At 62.5% G+C, this 16,640-nt stretch carries 12 protein-coding genes; 2 read left to right on the plus strand and 10 right to left on the minus strand.

The window, feature by feature from the left end; translation table 11 throughout:
- Window position 1 precedes the first annotated feature (1 nt).
- The 3 genes from rpsL to rpoB form a co-directional block, all read right to left on the minus strand.
- Entirely contained in the window at window positions 2-376 is a 375-nt protein-coding gene (gene rpsL / locus ACIQT2_RS06410) for a 30S ribosomal protein S12 (protein ID WP_009358312.1), read from the minus strand.
- Between the two features lie 420 nt (window positions 377-796).
- Window positions 797-4,696: a DNA-directed RNA polymerase subunit beta' gene (locus ACIQT2_RS06415; RefSeq protein WP_400329110.1), complete on the minus strand. Its 3,900-nt coding sequence runs from the start codon at window positions 4,694-4,696 to the stop codon at window positions 797-799.
- 104 nt (window positions 4,697-4,800) lie between these two features.
- Window positions 4,801-8,307: a DNA-directed RNA polymerase subunit beta gene (gene rpoB, locus ACIQT2_RS06420; protein ID WP_397325854.1), complete on the minus strand. Its 3,507-nt coding sequence runs from the start codon at window positions 8,305-8,307 to the stop codon at window positions 4,801-4,803.
- Window positions 8,308-8,701: 394 nt separating this feature from the next.
- On the opposite strand from rpoB, the gene ACIQT2_RS06425 reads away from it, so the two are divergent.
- Window positions 8,702-9,901 (plus strand): acetyl-CoA C-acetyltransferase, encoded by a 1,200-nt coding sequence (locus tag ACIQT2_RS06425; protein WP_402944643.1) that lies wholly within the window; start codon window positions 8,702-8,704, stop codon window positions 9,899-9,901.
- Between the two features lie 45 nt (window positions 9,902-9,946).
- Window positions 9,947-10,426, plus strand: coding sequence for an aminoacyl-tRNA deacylase (locus ACIQT2_RS06430; protein WP_402944646.1), 480 nt, complete (start codon window positions 9,947-9,949; stop codon window positions 10,424-10,426).
- A gap of 124 nt (window positions 10,427-10,550) precedes the next feature.
- Here the strand turns inward: ACIQT2_RS06430 and rplL are convergent, their stop codons facing one another.
- The 7 genes from rplL to nusG all read right to left on the minus strand — a co-directional run bounded on the left by rplL (window position 10,551) and on the right by nusG (window position 16,537).
- On the minus strand, window positions 10,551-10,928 hold the full coding sequence (gene rplL, locus ACIQT2_RS06435; protein WP_387435074.1) for a 50S ribosomal protein L7/L12: 378 nt from the start codon (window positions 10,926-10,928) through the stop codon (window positions 10,551-10,553).
- Window positions 10,929-11,003: 75 nt separating this feature from the next.
- Window positions 11,004-11,597 (minus strand): 50S ribosomal protein L10, encoded by a 594-nt coding sequence (rplJ, locus tag ACIQT2_RS06440; RefSeq protein ID WP_400269568.1) that lies wholly within the window; start codon window positions 11,595-11,597, stop codon window positions 11,004-11,006.
- Window positions 11,598-11,898: 301 nt separating this feature from the next.
- Window positions 11,899-13,068, minus strand: a complete 1,170-nt coding sequence (locus ACIQT2_RS06445; protein ID WP_400329101.1) for a GNAT family N-acetyltransferase — start codon at window positions 13,066-13,068, stop codon at window positions 11,899-11,901.
- A complete protein-coding gene (locus ACIQT2_RS06450) occupies window positions 13,047-14,147 on the minus strand; it encodes a GNAT family N-acetyltransferase (RefSeq protein WP_402944651.1) in 1,101 nt (366 codons plus the stop codon). The genes ACIQT2_RS06445 and ACIQT2_RS06450 overlap by 22 nt, the downstream gene beginning before the upstream one ends.
- Window positions 14,148-14,271: 124 nt before the next feature.
- A complete protein-coding gene (gene rplA / locus ACIQT2_RS06455) occupies window positions 14,272-14,979 on the minus strand; it encodes a 50S ribosomal protein L1 (protein WP_400329096.1) in 708 nt (235 codons plus the stop codon).
- 145 nt (window positions 14,980-15,124) lie between these two features.
- The gene (gene rplK, locus ACIQT2_RS06460; protein ID WP_166183617.1) at window positions 15,125-15,556 is read right to left on the minus strand and encodes a 50S ribosomal protein L11; all 432 of its coding nucleotides are present in this window, start codon (window positions 15,554-15,556) and stop codon (window positions 15,125-15,127) included.
- A gap of 129 nt (window positions 15,557-15,685) precedes the next feature.
- The gene (gene nusG / locus ACIQT2_RS06465; RefSeq protein WP_402944654.1) at window positions 15,686-16,537 is read right to left on the minus strand and encodes a transcription termination/antitermination protein NusG; all 852 of its coding nucleotides are present in this window, start codon (window positions 16,535-16,537) and stop codon (window positions 15,686-15,688) included.
- Window positions 16,538-16,640: the final 103 nt, after the last annotated feature.

Below are 16,640 nucleotides of genomic sequence, written 5' to 3' on the forward strand. Positions count from 1 at the left end.
ATTACTTCTTCTCCATCTTTGCGCCGTAGCGGCTGCGGGCCTGCTTGCGGTTCTTGACACCCTGGGTGTCAAGGGCGCCGCGGACAATCTTGTAGCGGACACCCGGGAGGTCCTTCACACGACCACCACGGACGAGCACGATGGAGTGCTCCTGCAGGTTGTGGCCAACACCGGGGATGTAGGCGGTAACTTCCACACCACCGTTGAGGCGCACACGTGCAACCTTACGGAGAGCCGAGTTCGGCTTCTTCGGGGTGGTGGTGTAGACGCGGGTGCAAACACCGCGGCGCATCGGGCTGCCCTTCAGCGCGGGAGCCTTGGTCTTGGAGACCTTCGGCGTGCGGCCCTTGCGGACCAGCTGGTTAATCGTAGGCACTTTCGTGTTCTCCGTTTGTTTGATCTCTGCCCCCACACACAGGCGCCAGCCGGTGCTCAGTGGGAACTTTGGCGTTGCTCTCGCGGCCAGCCGGAACTCCCGGTAGGCGTGCAAAAGTGCGGCATTCGTTGCGCAAGTTGCCCGCAACCCGGAAACAGGCTCCACCCAACATCATGAGAACAAAACCAAAATGATGTTGCGGCGGCCATCATCCACTGCCACACAGAACAATTACCAAAAGTCTAGCACGGCTTGATCCGGCACCTTAATCGGGTGTATGGAGGACGACGGCGGCAGGCGGCTGCCGCCGTCGTGGTTCACTCCCCCGCCTCACCGGGCGGACCAACGCGTTAACGGGCCAGGCCCCGCACTCGATGAATGCGGGGCCTGGCCTTCAGTCACTGACTACTGCCTTATATTTCAGCGGAAGTCGTTGCCGAGATCGTAGTCATCCAGCGGGATGGCGTGGAACTCGGGAGCACCGTCGCCGCCCAGGGCGTCATAGGAGAAGTCGGTGAAAGCGCTGGGGCCCGTGAACAGGCTTGCCTTCGCTTCTTCCGTCGGCTCCACAGTGACCTCTGTGTAGCGGGGCAGACCCGTACCAGCCGGGATGAGCTTACCGATGATGACGTTTTCCTTGAGGCCGAGCAAGGGATCGCTCTTGCCTTCCATGGCCGCCTGCGTCAGGACGCGGGTGGTCTCCTGGAAGGAAGCTGCCGACAGCCAGGACTCGGTAGCCAAGGAAGCCTTGGTGATACCCATGAGTTCCGGACGGCCGGAAGCCGGTGCCTTGCCCTCGGACACGACGCGGCGGTTCTCGTCCTCGAAGCGGGCGCGCTCTGCGAGCTCACCCGGGAGCAGCTCGGAGTCGCCGGATTCGATGACGGTCACGCGGCGCAGCATCTGGCGGACGATGACCTCCACGTGCTTGTCGTGGATACCAATACCCTGGCTGCGGTACACGCCCTGCACTTCGTCCACGAGGAACTTCTGTGCGGCACGCGGACCCATGATGCGCAGAACCTGCTTCGGGTCCACCGGACCGTTGATCAGCTTCTGGCCGACGCTGACGTGGTCGCCGTCCTCGATGAGGAGGCGGGACCGGCGCAGCACCGGGTAGGCGATCTCTTCGGAACCATCGTCCGGAGTGATCACCAGGCGCATCTGGCGCTCGGACTCTTCGATGGTGATGCGTCCGGCTGCTTCCGCAATCGGTGCCACACCCTTCGGAGTACGGGCTTCGAACAGTTCCTGGATACGGGGCAGACCCTGGGTGATGTCATCGCCACCACCCGCGGAAACAGCACCACCGGTGTGGAACGTACGCATGGTCAGCTGGGTACCGGGCTCACCGATGGACTGTGCGGCGATGATGCCGACGGCCTCGCCGATGTCCACGGTCTTGCCGGTAGCCAGCGAGCGGCCGTAGCAAAGCGCACAGGTGCCCACCTTGGACTCACACGTGAGTACGGAGCGGACCTTGACCTCGGTGATGCCGGCAGCCAGCAGCTGGTCGATGACGACGTCGCCGCAGTCGGTGCCTGCAGGTGCCAGGACGTTGCCCTCGGAATCGACGACGTCGACAGCCAGGGTACGTGCGTAGGCGCTGTTCTCGACGTTCTCGTCCAGGACCAACTCACCGTTGGAGTCCGGAACGGCGATGGGCGTGACCAGGCCGCGCTCGGTACCGCAGTCCTCTTCGCGGACGATGACGTCCTGCGAAACGTCCACCAGACGACGGGTCAGGTAACCCGAGTTGGCGGTACGGAGAGCGGTATCGGCCAGACCCTTACGGGCACCGTGCGTGGCGATGAAGTATTCCAGCACCGACAGGCCCTCACGGTAGGAGGACTTGATCGGACGCGGGATGATCTCACCCTTCGGGTTGGCCACAAGACCACGGATACCCGCGATCTGGCGGACCTGCATCCAGTTACCACGTGCACCGGAGGACACCATGCGGTTGATGGTGTTCATCGGGGACAGGCTGTCACGCATCGCCTGGGCGATCTCGTTGGTTGCCTTGTTCCAGATCTCGATCAGTTCCTGGCGACGCTCGTCGTCGTCGATCAGGCCCTTGTCGTACTGGCCCTGGATCTTGGCAGCCATGTTCTCGTAACCGGCCAGGATGCCCGGCTTGGTGTCCGGAACCTCGATGTCGGAGATCGCCACCGTGACGCCCGAACGGGTTGCCCAGTAGAAACCGGCGTCCTTCAGGTTGTCCAGCGTGGCAGCCGTGACGACCTTCGGGTAGCGCTCGGCGAGGTCGTTGACGATCCGGGACAGTTCGCCCTTGTCGGCAACAGCCTCGACCCACGGGTAATCCTCAGGCAGCGTCTGGTTGAAGATGACCTGGCCAAGGGAGGTTTCAACGAGCGCCGGCTGGCCGGGCTCCCAACCTTCCGGAGCTTCCCACCCTGCGTAGGGAACGAAGTCCTCCAGACGGATCTTGACCTGGGAGTTCAGGTGAAGATCGCGGGCGTCGTAGGCCATGATGGCCTCGGACACCGAGGAGAACACGCGGCCCTCGCCGGCGGAACCGACGCGCTTGGTGGTCAGGTGGTACAGGCCGATGATCATATCCTGCGAAGGCAGGGTCACCGGACGTCCATCGGACGGCTTCAGGATGTTGTTCGAGGACAGCATCAGGATGCGGGCTTCGGCCTGGGCTTCCGGGCTCAGCGGCAGGTGGACTGCCATCTGGTCGCCGTCGAAGTCAGCGTTGAAGGCGCCACAAACCAGCGGGTGAAGCTGGATTGCCTTACCTTCAACAAGCTGCGGTTCGAAGGCCTGGATGCCGAGGCGGTGCAGGGTAGGTGCACGGTTGAGCAGCACCGGGTGTTCGGTGATGATCTCTTCCAGCACGTCCCAGACCTGCGGACGGTAACGCTCAACCATGCGCTTTGCCGACTTGATGTTCTGGGCGTGGTTGAGGTCAACCAGGCGCTTCATCACGAACGGCTTGAAGAGCTCCAGGGCCATCTGCTTGGGCAGGCCACACTGGTGCAGCTTCAGCTGCGGGCCGACGACGATGACCGAACGGCCGGAGTAGTCAACACGCTTGCCGAGCAGGTTCTGGCGGAAACGGCCCTGCTTGCCCTTGAGCATGTCGCTCAGGGACTTCAGCGGACGGTTGCCCGGACCGGTGACGGGACGGCCACGACGGCCGTTGTCGAAGAGGCTGTCAACAGCTTCCTGAAGCATGCGCTTCTCGTTGTTGACGATGATCTCCGGGGCACCGAGGTCAAGCAGGCGCTTGAGTCGGTTGTTGCGGTTGATCACACGGCGGTAGAGGTCGTTGAGGTCGGAGGTCGCGAAGCGGCCACCGTCCAGCTGGACCATCGGGCGCAGTTCCGGCGGGATCACCGGGACGGCGTCGAGAACCATGCCGAGCGGGCTGTTGTTGGTGGTCAGGAATGCGTTGACAACCTTGAGGCGCTTGAGCGCACGGGTCTTGCGCTGGCCCTTGCCGTTCTGGATGGTGTCGCGCAGCGACTCGGCCTCAGCCTGCATGTCGAAGGTTTCGAGGCGCTTCTTGATCGCCTCTGCACCCATGGAGCCTTCGAAGTACATGCCGTAGCGGTCACGCAGTTCGCGGTACAGGCCTTCGTCGCCTTCGAGGTCGGCAACCTTGAGGTTCTTGAAACGGTCCCAGACCTGCTCAAGGCGCTCGATGTCGGCGTCGGCACGCTTGCGGACGTTCGCCATCTGGCGGTCAGCGGAATCGCGGGCCTTCTTCTTGTCTGCACCCTTGGCGCCTTCGCCTTCAAGACGGGCAAGCTCGTCTTCAAGGTCGCGTGCAATCGTGGCGATGTCGCTGTCGCGGTTGTCCACCATCTGCTTCTTCTCAAGGTCATGCTCGACCTGGAGGTTGGGCAGTTCGGCGTGACGGTTTTCCTCGTCAACGCTGGTGATCATGTAGGCAGCGAAGTAGATGACCTTCTCAAGGTCCTTCGGAGCCAGGTCCAAGAGGTAGCCAAGGCGCGACGGAACGCCCTTGAAGTACCAGATGTGGGTCACGGGAGCGGCGAGCTCGATGTGGCCCATGCGCTCACGGCGTACCTTGGCGCGGGTAACTTCCACGCCACAACGCTCACAGATGATGCCCTTGAAGCGGACGCGCTTGTACTTGCCGCAGTAGCATTCCCAGTCGCGGGAAGGTCCGAAGATCTTCTCGCAGAAAAGACCGTCCTTCTCAGGCTTGAGAGTGCGGTAGTTGATGGTTTCCGGCTTCTTGACCTCACCGTATGACCAACCACGGATGTCTTCCGCGGTGGCGAGGCCGATCTGCATGAGGCCGAAGGAGGATTCGCTGGACATATGGTCCCTGTTCTCTCTTGTTCTCTAAATTCTGAAGTCTTGGTTACGGAAAGAGGGAGCTGCCCGGCAGGCGGCATTCTTGGTGCCGCCTGCCGGAACGGCTGCTAGACCTCTTCTACGGAACTGGGCTCTGCACGAGACAGATCGATGCCCAGTTCCTCCGCAGCCGTGAAGACTGCGTCATCAGAGTCACGCATTTCGATCGTGGTTCCGTCGGTGGAAAGGACTTCCACGTTCAGGCACAACGACTGCATTTCCTTGATCAAGACCTTGAAGGACTCCGGAACGCCAGGCTCAGGGATGTTCTCGCCCTTGACGATGGCTTCGTAGACCTTCACGCGGCCGTGGATATCATCCGACTTGATCGTGAGGAGTTCCTGAAGGGTGTAGGCGGCACCGTAAGCTTCGAGCGCCCACACTTCCATTTCACCGAAGCGCTGGCCACCGAACTGTGCCTTACCACCCAGCGGCTGCTGCGTGATCATGGAGTACGGACCGGTGGAACGTGCGTGGATCTTGTCATCCACCAGGTGGTGGAGCTTCAGGATGTACATGTAACCGACGGAGATCGGGTCCGGGAACGGCTCGCCGGAGCGGCCGTCGAACAGACGGGTCTTTCCGGAGGAGTCGATCAGGCGGTCGCCGTCGCGCGTCACGTTGGTGGAATCGAGCAGGCCCGTGATTTCCTCTTCGCGGGCACCATCGAACACCGGGGTGGCAACGGTGGTCTGGCCGGTTTCACGGGGCAGGTTCGGGAGGTTCTTGACCCACTCCGGCTCGCCTTCGATCTTCCAACCGGTCTTGGCAACCCAACCGAGGTGGGTTTCCAGGACCTGTCCAACGTTCATACGGCCCGGAACACCAAGCGGGTTCAGGACGATGTCCACCGGAGTACCGTCTGCAAGGAAGGGCATGTCCTCGACCGGAAGGATCTTGGAGATAACACCCTTGTTGCCGTGGCGGCCGGCGAGCTTGTCGCCGTCGGTGATCTTGCGCTTGGCTGCCACGTAGACGCGGACCAGCTGGTTCACGCCCGGGGGCAGTTCGTCGTCGTTGTCGCGGTCGAAGACGCGGACGCCGATGACCGTACCGGACTCGCCGTGGGGAACCTTCAGGGAGGTGTCACGGACTTCGCGGGACTTCTCACCGAAGATGGCGCGGAGCAGGCGCTCTTCCGGGGTCAGTTCGGTTTCACCCTTGGGGGTGACCTTGCCTACCAGGATGTCGCCGGCTTCAACCTCGGCACCGATGTGGATGATGCCACGCTCGTCCAGTCCTGCAAGGACTTCCTCGGACACGTTCGGGATGTCACGGGTGATTTCCTCGGCACCAAGCTTGGTGTCGCGGGCATCGATCTCGTGCTCTTCGATGTGGATGGAGGAAAGGACGTCCTCAGCGACGATGCGCTGGGACAGGATGATGGCGTCCTCGAAGTTGTGGCCTTCCCAGGACATGAATGCCACGAGGAGGTTCTTGCCGAGGGCGAGCTCACCCTGGTCCGTTGCGGGACCGTCAGCGATGATGCCGCCAACTTCCAGGCGCTGGCCTTCGTTGACCAGGACGCGGTGGTTGTAGCAGTTGCCCTGGTTGGAACGGGCGAACTTGTTGATGCGGTAGTTGGTCTCCGTGCCGTCGTCATTGATCATGACTACGAGCTCGGCGGAAACCTCGGTGACCACACCGGCCTTCTTCGCGATGACCACGTCACCGGCGTCGACTGCTGCGGCGCGCTCCATGCCGGTGCCCACGAACGGAGCCTCGGAACGGACCAGCGGCACAGCCTGGCGCTGCATGTTGGCACCCATGAGTGCGCGGTTGGCGTCGTCGTGCTCGAGGAACGGGATCAGGGCAGTTGCCACGGACACCATCTGGCGCGGGGAAACGTCCATGAACTGGACATCTGCGGCGGGAACCAGAACCGGCTCGCCTCCACCACCACGGGCACGGACAAGGACGGTCTCTTCGGAGAAGCGCTTGTCAGCGTCCAGCGGAGCGTTGGCCTGTGCGATCAGGACCTCGGCTTCGTCGTCGGCAGTCAGGTACTCGACGTCGTCGGAAACCACACCGTTGGAAACCTTGCGGTAAGGGGTCTCGATGAAGCCGAACGGGTTGATGCGGCCGTAGGAAGCCAACGAACCGATCAGACCAATGTTCGGGCCTTCAGGGGTTTCGATGGGGCACATACGTCCGTAGTGGGACGGGTGAACGTCTCGGACTTCCATGCCTGCACGGTCACGGGACAGACCACCGGGGCCAAGGGCCGAGAGACGACGCTTGTGCGTCAGGCCCGAGAGCGGGTTGTTCTGGTCCATGAACTGCGACAGTTGGGACGTTCCGAAGAACTCCTTGATGGCTGCCACAACCGGACGGATGTTGATCAGGGTCTGCGGCGTGATGGCCTCGACGTCCTGCGTGGTCATGCGTTCGCGGACGACGCGCTCCATGCGGGACAGGCCGGTGCGGACCTGGTTCTCGATCAGTTCGCCCACGGCGCGGATGCGACGGTTGCCGAAGTGGTCGATGTCATCGATCTCGACGCGGAGCTCGTGGTCTTCGCCATCGCGCTTGCCCATGATGGTCTTCTCGCCGGCGTGCAGCGCAACGAGGAACTTGATCATGGCAACGATGTCTTCGACGTGCAGGACCGAAGCTTCCTTGTCGCCAAGGGAGCGGTCGATGCCGAGCTTGCGGTTGATCTTGTAACGGCCAACCTTGGCGAGGTCGTAGCGCTTCGGGTTGAAGTACAGGTTGTCCAGCAGGGACTGGGCAGCCTCGACTGTGGGCGGCTCGCCCGGACGCAGCTTGCGGTAGATGTCCAGAAGCGCGTCTTCGCGGGTTTCGGTGGCGTCCTTCTCCAGCGTTGCGCGCATGGAGTCGTACTGGCCGAACTCTTCCAGGATCTGGCCTTCGGTCCAGCCGAGGGCCTTCAGCAGTACCGTCACGGACTGCTTGCGCTTGCGGTCGAGGCGGACGCCCACCTGGTCGCGCTTGTCGATTTCGAGCTCGAACCAAGCACCACGCGAGGGAATGATCTTCGCGGTGAAGATGTCCTTGTCGCTGGTCTTGTCGGCAGCGCGCTCGAAGTAGGCACCGGGCGAGCGGACCAGCTGGGAAACAACAACACGCTCGGTGCCGTTGACCACGAAGGTTCCCTTTTCGGTCATGAGCGGGAAGTCGCCCATGAACACGGTCTGCTGCTTGATTTCGCCCGTGTTGTTGTTCATGAACTCGGCCTTGACGTACAAGGGAGCCGAGTAGGTGGCGTCACGGTCTTTGCATTCGGCCATGGTGTACTTCGGGTCAGCGAACTCCGGCTCGGAGAAGCTCAGGGACATGGTGCCCTGGAAGTCCTCGATCGGGGAGATCTCTTCGAAGATATCGGCAAGTCCGGAGGTGGTGGCGACGCTGAGGTCGCCCTCCTCGACAGCCTTCGCTACCCGCGCCTGCCAGCGTTCGTTTCCGACCAGCCAGTCAAAGCTGTCTGTCTGCAGGGCGAGAAGATTCGGAACATCAAGGGGTTCGTGAATCTTTGCGAATGAGAGGCGGCGGGTGGCACCATCGGTGCTTGCCGTGTTAGCGGTTTCGTTATTAGAGGTGCTCGAGGCGACCAAGAGGGATCCTTCCACAGACCTTCAGGCGTTTTCAGATCTCCCCCGTTTGCATGTTGCGGAGTGCTCCGCAACATACTTAATCCGGTTCCGCTATATGACCCGGACCCAGCCCCGCAAAAGGCATTTGCACGCTATGGACGGCATGCCAATTGACGCAGCTGAGAGGTAAAGCCCACCGCTATATGAAGGCTGAAGGTTAACAGGGAAGACGCAAATATCTACAATACGGCAAAGCAGCCTTCCTGTCTACCCCAGATCGTCCGTGAATGCAAGCACCGTTGCTGCAGGCACCTAAGCCCAGGAATGCGGCGGCGCCCACATTCGTTGGAACGGATACCTGGTGACGCGCCCCGCGATAGCCTTGCACTAACACCACCGGACTGGAAGAGAGACCATGACCACCTCCGCTGACGACAATGACGTTGTCATCCTTGCCGCTTCCCGGACTCCGCAGGGCCGCCTCAACGGGCAGTTGGCGGGATTCACCGCCGTCGACCTTGGCGCCCTCGCCATTACTGCCGCCTTGGCGTCCAGCGGCGTCAAAGCCGAACAGGTGGACGCCGTGATCATGGGCCAGGTCCTGCAAGCCGGCGCGGGCCAGAATCCCGCCCGGCAGAGCGCGATCGCGGCCGGTGTGGGCTGGAACATCCCTGCCGTGACCATCAACAAGGTGTGCCTCTCCGGGCTGACGGCCGTCATTGACGCTGCCCGGATGATCCGCAGCGGCGATGCCACGGTGGTGGTGGCCGGCGGACAGGAATCCATGACGCGCGCCCCGCACCTGCTGCCGGGCTCACGCCAGGGGTGGACCTATGGCTCCATCCAGGCCCTGGATGCCGCCGCGCACGACGGCCTCACTGATGCGTTCGACGGCCAGTCCATGGGTCTCTCCACGGAGTCCAAGAACGTGACGCTCGGCATCGACCGCCGCGCACAGGACGAGGTGGCAGCAGCTTCCCACCAACGCGCCGCCGCTGCGGCCGCGGATGGAATTTTCGACGTCGAGATCGCTGCGGTGAGCGTCAAGCAGCGCAAGGGAGAGCCGCTGGTCCTTACCACCGACGAAGGCGTCCGCCCCAACACCACCATCGAAACTCTGGCCCCCCTGAAGGCGGCCTTCGCCACAGACGGCACCATCACGGCGGGCAACTCCTCTCCCCTGTCCGACGGCGCCTCTGCACTGGTGCTGGCCAGCCGCCGCTTCGCCAGGGACAACGGCCTGGACTATCTCGCCGTCGTGGGCAAGCCGGGCCAGGTGGCCGGGCCGGACAACTCCCTCCATTCGCAGCCCTCCAATGCCGTTGCGCAGGCCTTGAAGAAGGCGGGCTGGACCGCGGAGGACCTTGACTTCATCGAGATCAACGAGGCTTTCGGCTCGGTGGCCGTCCAGTCGCTCAAGGACCTGCAGTACCCGCTGGAGAAGTGCAACATCCACGGCGGCGCCATCGCCCTTGGCCACCCCATCGGCGCATCCGGCGCCCGTCTTGCCCTGCACGCGGCCCACGAACTCAAGCGCCGGGGAACCGGCAAGGCCGCAGTTTCCCTGTGCGGCGGTGGAGGCCAGGGTGAGGCCCTCCTCCTCTACCGTGACTGAAACTCCAGCGACCGTATCATCAGCGACCAACGAGGACCGAAACCCATGACCCAGACAGCCAACGGAGCGGAGCGCTTCCTTGAGGATGCCGCCGCACGCGGACTGGAGGTGGACGTCGTCGAACGTCCCGCCGCCCGCAGCCTCGAAGAGGCGGCCGGAATCCTGGGCATCAACCCCGGCGACATCGTCAAGTCCCTCGTGGTCAAGCACCGGGACGGCAGCTTCCTGTTCGCCCTGATTCCGGGTGACCGGCAGATCTCGTGGCCCAAGCTGCGGGCGCTGGTGGGCGTGAACAAGCTCTCGCTGCCGCACGCGGACGTGGCCCTTGCCGCGACCGGTTACGAACGGGGAACCATCACTCCCCTGGGCAGCACCACCGCGTGGCCGGTCTACGCGGATGCGACCATCACGGGACGGCGGATCTCCATGGGCGCCGGCGCGCACGGCCGCAGCGCCTTCGTGGACGCGGACGCCCTCACGTCTGCACTCGGTGCGGTCGTCGCGGACATCAGCGAACCCTCCTAAAGCAACGCGGCGTCACTTACGGCCCCTGAATCCCCTTGGGGTGGGCCGTACGTGACTCCGCGTTGCTGTTAAACGCAGGAAGCCCCGCCCGGCGAACCGGACGGGGCTTCCCAGGCAGAACGAGTTACTTGATGGTAACCGTTGCGCCAGCTTCTTCGAGCTGAGCCTTTGCCTTCTCTGCGGCTTCCTTGTTGGCGCCTTCGAGAACAGCCTTCGGTGCACCGTCAACCAGGTCCTTGGCTTCCTTGAGGCCGAGGGAGGTGATGGCGCGAACTTCCTTGATCACTGCGATCTTCTTGTCGCCAGCAGCTTCGAGGATGACGTCGAATTCGGTCTTCTCTTCAGCAGCTTCAGCGGCACCGCCGGCAGCGGGGCCAGCAACTGCAACAGCAGCAGCCGTAACTTCGAAGGTCTCTTCGAAGAGCTTGACGAACTCGGAGAGCTCGATGATGGTCAGTTCCTTGAAAGCTTCAATGAGCTCTTCGTTGCTGAGCTTCGCCATGGTGGCGTCCTTCCATTAGGTGGTGCGGATCCGGACTCTGCCGCTCCATGCACCGGAGTTTGATGGGGGGAGAACTTAGTTCTCTTCGGTTGCGGCTTCAGCAGCTTCGGCCGGAGCCGCAGCTTCCTCAGCAGCAGCCTCTTCAGCGGCCGGTGCTTCTTCAGCGGCCGGAGCAGGTGCGCCGCCCTCTTCTTCAAGCTTGAGGCGCAGGGCATCGATGATGCGTGCAGCAGCGGATGCAGGAGCCTTGAGGACACCGGCAACACGTGCAAGCTGGAACTCGCGGGACTCAAGGGCAGCCAGTGCGGCAACACCCTCAGAGTCAAGTGCCTTGCCTTCGAACAGACCGGTCTTGATGACCAGCTGCTTGTTGGCCTTGGCAAAGTCCGTGAGGCTCTTGGCAGCAGCAACGGCGTCGCCCTTGATGAAGGCGATCGCAGTGGGGCCGGAAAGCTGACCGTCGAATGCGTCGACACCAGCTTCCTTGGCTGCGATGGCGCTCAGGGTGTTCTTCACGACCGAGAACTTGGTGTCCTGGCCGAGAGCAACACGGAGTTCCTTGAGCTGCGCAACAGAGAGCCCACGGTATTCGGTCAGGACAGCCGCGGTCGATTCCTTGAAATCGTTGGTGATCTCTGCAACTGCGGAGACCTTGCTAGGCGTTGTCATAACCCTCCTTCCGGGGAATAAAGCCGGCCTTCCGGGTCCCCGCTCAAGAGAGCTAAAACTAAAAACGCCCCGCGCAGATGCACGGGGCTTGGCTCAACACAGCTTGGCTGTGGAGACTCAACTCGTTCACCTGCGTTGGCCGCCCTATGTCAGGGTCCTTCGTCAAGAAATTCACCTGGTTCTCACGGGCGTGGCTACAGAGTTGAGCTGTGCTCGAAAGGGTGGATTTCCATCAACCGACGGTCTTTGGTACTTCAAGGTTACGGGAGAGTGTTCAGCAAACCAAATCGGGGCCCGGGACCTAGTCCGATGACGTGACCTTGGGTCCCCGATCCGGAAGTTCCTTCTGCCACAGACCGGTGACTCCCGCCGTCGTGAACCCCAACTGCTTGTTCACGGTCAAAAGGTAGCGGTTCTCCGGCGCGTTCCAGGTGTAGATCACCCGGGCGTCCGGGAACTGCTCGCTCAGGCGTTCCATGTTGGCCACCTTGATGAGCAGGCCCAGTTTGTTCCCCCGGTGTTCCTGCAGCACCAAGGTATCGTCCTGGAACACCACGTCCTGGCGATGCGCCAGGACACTGATCGTGGTCAGGCCCACCAGACGACCGGACGCGAGATGCTCGACGGCGGTCACCACCGTGCGCCGGCCCTGCGCCAAGGCGGCGTCTTCCGTTTCGCGCAGGACACCGACATCGAAAACCATCCCGGGACTCCCGGCTGCCGGGTCTTCCTCCTCGTCTTCGCCATGGACTACCTCACCGGCTGCATTCTCAAGCTCGGCGACTGCTTCCAGCCACGGAGCCGGGCAACGGTCCGTCCAGTGGTGCAGCGCGTAGCGGCCGGCGTTCGTCTCCTCGGCCTCGGCCTGGAGATCGCCTACCAGCTTGGTGTCGAGCGGAAGGATGCAGGAGCTGAACTGCTCAATGTGCTGCAGGGTGTAACCCGCGCGCTGGGCAAAATCCACTTCCCGGCTGCTGACGGGGACAAACCCCGGGCCGCTGCCGGGGATCAACTGGTCCTCGGGGATCTCGGTCAGGGACGTCGCCGGATGGTTGGTGTCCACCAGGATCATGGTGCGACCCTCGGCGCGGGCCAGTTGCTCGGCCGCGTCCAGGAGTTGGCGGCCAACGCCCTGCCGTTGGTATTCGGGAAGGATGTCCAAGGTGAACTCGGCGAGGTCCATGTTGTCCATTAAGGGAAGAGCGATGTCCACGGTGCCCACGATCTCGCCGTCAATCTTGGCGACGAGGATGATCTGGCGCTCATAGGGATCGGAAAACTCCAGCAGTTTCTCCAAGGGTGTGTAGGCGAGGTCGTCGCTCCCCCACGTCTGCATGCGGACCCGCCGGCCAACTTCCACCGCGTCCAGGAAGTCCTTGGCATTGGGGCTGTCCAGGTTATCCGGCACCCACACTTGCTCCACCTGAACGGTCTTCGCCTCGTCTACAGTCATCCCAGCCGTTTCTGCCATTCGCCTTCCAAGCCGGAAGGCTTGAATCCCAGGGCGATATTAATGGCCAGCATATGCCGGTTTTCACTGGCGTTCCATGTCATGACCCAGGTGGCGTCCGGCCACGTCACTCCGGCCTGGCGGAGATTGGCGATCTTCACCAGCATGCCCAGCCGGTGCCCACGGTGCCCGGGCGCCACCAGGGTGTCTTCCTGGTAGACCACGGCCGGCGCTTCCGCGCGGTGGATCAGCACCGTGTAGGCAGCCAGTTCGCCCGATTCGTCGTGCCGCGCCGCCGCCACGATCGCGTCGATGCCGCTTGACCGCCACGTCGCTTCCTCTTGCCGGACACGGGCTGAGTCCCAGTCCTCCCCCTCCCACCCCAATCCCGCGATGGGAACCTCGGTACTCATCAGGCTTTTCAGGGCAGCGAACGCCTCTACCAACCCATCCGGACACCTGTCCTGCCAAACGATGACGCTGTAGCCCTGCGCTGACGTCAAGGCCCCGGACTCGAGAGAAGCCAGAAGTTCCCCATCAGGAGGCAAAGACAGCGTGCTGTTGCTCTCCACCTGCTCCAGCGAATAGCCATGGCGTAATGCGAAACCGGTGGCGTCGGAGTCCAGTGGAAATCCACCGCTGCCCGACTTCGCGTCCACCAACGGGACACCGGCCTCTATCGGTGCTCCGCAATAGCCGTCGCAGGACACCCGGTCCCGCGCACGGGCTGTATCTTCCAGATGTTGCAGGATCGCCGTTCCAAAGCCTCGCCGCCGGTAGCCGGCGTCCACCAGCACGTCCACGCCCGCCGTCGTCGTATTCTCGCTCAGGGGAAGCGTCAGCGTTCCGCTGCCCACCACGGTGCCGCCGAGCCGTGCGAGGTACACGTGGCGTTCTTCGTATTCGTTGCCCAGCCAGAACATGATGTCTTCGGCGAGGGTGGGTGCCCGGTCGGCGGTCCCCCACAGTGCAGTTTCGTGGGCAACGCGCATCCTGTGGAAGGCCAGGAAGTCGGCGGACACGTCGGCATCCGGGCCTGGGGGAACGTTGATGCGTTCTACGGTAAGGCGGTTGCTGGGAGAAACGTTCGACGACGTCACGCCCCACAGCCTATGGCCCGCCTTTGGCGGGGACAAGAGTGCGGACTGTCTCTTCCGGGACAACGAAAAGGACCGCCCGGCAAAAGCCGGACGGTCCTTCTTCAGAGCCAGAGCCCTACGAAGCTTACGCCTCGGTGAGAACCTTGGTGACGTTCGGGTCAACGGTGATGCCCGGGCCGAACGTGGTGGCGACGGTGGCCTTCTGGATGTAGCGGCCCTTGGAAGCGGACGGCTTCAAACGAAGCACCTCTTCCAGTGCTGCTGCGTAGTTCTCGGCCAGCTTGATGGCGTCGAAGGAAACCTTGCCGATGATGAAGTGCAGGTTCGAGTGCTTGTCGACGCGGAAGTCGATCTTGCCGCCCTTGATGTCGTTGACAGCCTTGGTGACATCCGGGGTAACCGTACCGGTCTTCGGGTTCGGCATGAGGTTACGCGGGCCGAGGACCTTACCGAGGCGGCCAACCTTGCCCATGAGGTCAGGGGTGGCAACGGCTGCGTCGAAGTCGGTCCAGCCGCCTGCGATCTTTTCGATCAGGTCATCGGAACCCACGAAGTCGGCGCCGGCTGCGATTGCTGCCTCAGCCTTGTCACCGGTTGCGAAGACCAGGACACGGGCGGTCTTGCCGGTGCCGTGGGGGAGGTTGACCGTACCGCGGACCATCTGGTCGGCCTTGCGGGGGTCAACGCCGAGGCGGAAAGCTACCTCAACGGTTGCGTCGAACTTGGACGGGTTGGTGTCCTTGGCGAGGGTGATGGCCTCGAACGGGGCGTAGACCTTGTCCGCCTCGATCTTGGCTACGGCTGCCTCATATGCTTTGCTGCGCTTTGCCATGCTGCTTGTTTCTCCTTGTGCAGTTGTGGTCTGCGGACCGCGCTGGGCCCTGCCACAGTCGTGGATCCGGCAAGGATCCTGCGACATTTCAATGTTTCAGATGCCGGTTGCCCGGCGGGAAGGCTCAACGGAGCCTTTGAGGTGATTAGCCCTCGACGGTGATGCCCATGGAACGGGCGGTGCCTGCGATGATCTTGGCTGCTGCCGCGATGTCGTTGGCGTTGAGGTCTTCCATCTTGGTGGAAGCAATTTCCTCGACCTGTGCCTGGGTCAGCTTGGCAACCTTGACGGTGTGCGGGGTAGCCGAACCCTTGGCGACGCCTGCAGCCTTCTTGATGAGCTCTGCAGCCGGCGGGGTCTTGGTGATGAAGGTGAAGGAACGGTCTTCGTAGACCGTGATTTCCACCGGGATAACGTTTCCGCGCTGGGATTCCGTAGCAGCGTTGTACGCCTTGCAGAATTCCATGATGTTGACACCGTGCTGGCCAAGCGCAGGACCGATCGGCGGAGCCGGGTTAGCGGCACCTGCCTGGATCTGCAGCTTGATGAGGCCGGTGACCTTCTTCTTGGGAGCCAATGTAGGGTCCTTCTCTCAATAGCTTCCTGGGGCACAGGAGCGCGTCCCAGGTTGGTGGCCGCCATGGCAAGGCGGCCGGCCGCTTCCGTACCGCTAAGCAGGCGGCCGGGAGCGAAATCTTTGAATCGACTAGATCTTGGTGACCTGGTTGAAGGCGAGCGTAACCGGGGTTTCGCGTTCGAAGATCGAAACCAGCACCACGAGGGTCTGCGACTCGGGCTTGATCTCGGAAATCGTAGCCGGAAGGGTCTCGAACGGGCCTTCCTTGACGATGACGGACTCGCCGACTTCGAAGTCGACAGCCACGGGAGCCTGGTGCTGCTTGTTGACCGGCTTGCCCTTCTCGGCCTGCTCTTCTTCGAAGACCGGAGCAAGCATGGAGAAGACCTCGTCCAGGCGCAGCGGCACGGGGTTGTGGGCGTTGCCCACGAAGCCGGTGACACCCGGGGTGTGCCGGACGGCGCCCCAGGAAGCATCCGTCAGGTCCATGCGGACCAGCACGTAGCCGGGGATGCGCACGCGGTTGATGACCTTCCGCTGCGCGTTCTTGATCTCCACGACCTCTTCCATGGGGACCTGGATTTCGAAGATGTAATCTTCCATGTCCAGGGTCTGGATGCGGGTCTCCAGGTTCGCCTTGACGCGGTTTTCGTAACCGGCGTAGGAGTGGATGACGTACCAGTCACCTTCCTGGCGACGAAGCTTGGACTTGAACTCCTCGGCGGGGTCAACCGGCGCGGCAGCGGCAGCGGCTTCCAGGGAAACGCCTTCCGCTTCGTCGTCGTCGCTGTCTGCTTCGTCGCTGTCCGACTCATCGTCGGATTCGTCGTCTACGTCAGCCTCGAAAGCCTCTTCGGAATCGTCGACGTCGGCAGTTTCGGGTGCAGCGGAATCGACCTCGGACTCGTCCGCGGCAGCGGTCGTGTTCTCTTCGGTCCCATCCAGCTCAGTCTCGTTTACCTCGAGCTCCTGCTCAGACACTTGGTCTCCTGCTTCCTCATTGCCTAACATGCCTATTTAAATGGCTCAATTCCGCAAGCCCCGCAAAATCCCTGCTTCCAGGGGTTTCACATGGCTTGCGGAC

This window comes from Paenarthrobacter sp. NPDC090522, assembly GCF_044769225.1.
GTDB lineage: Bacteria > Actinomycetota > Actinomycetes > Actinomycetales > Micrococcaceae > Arthrobacter.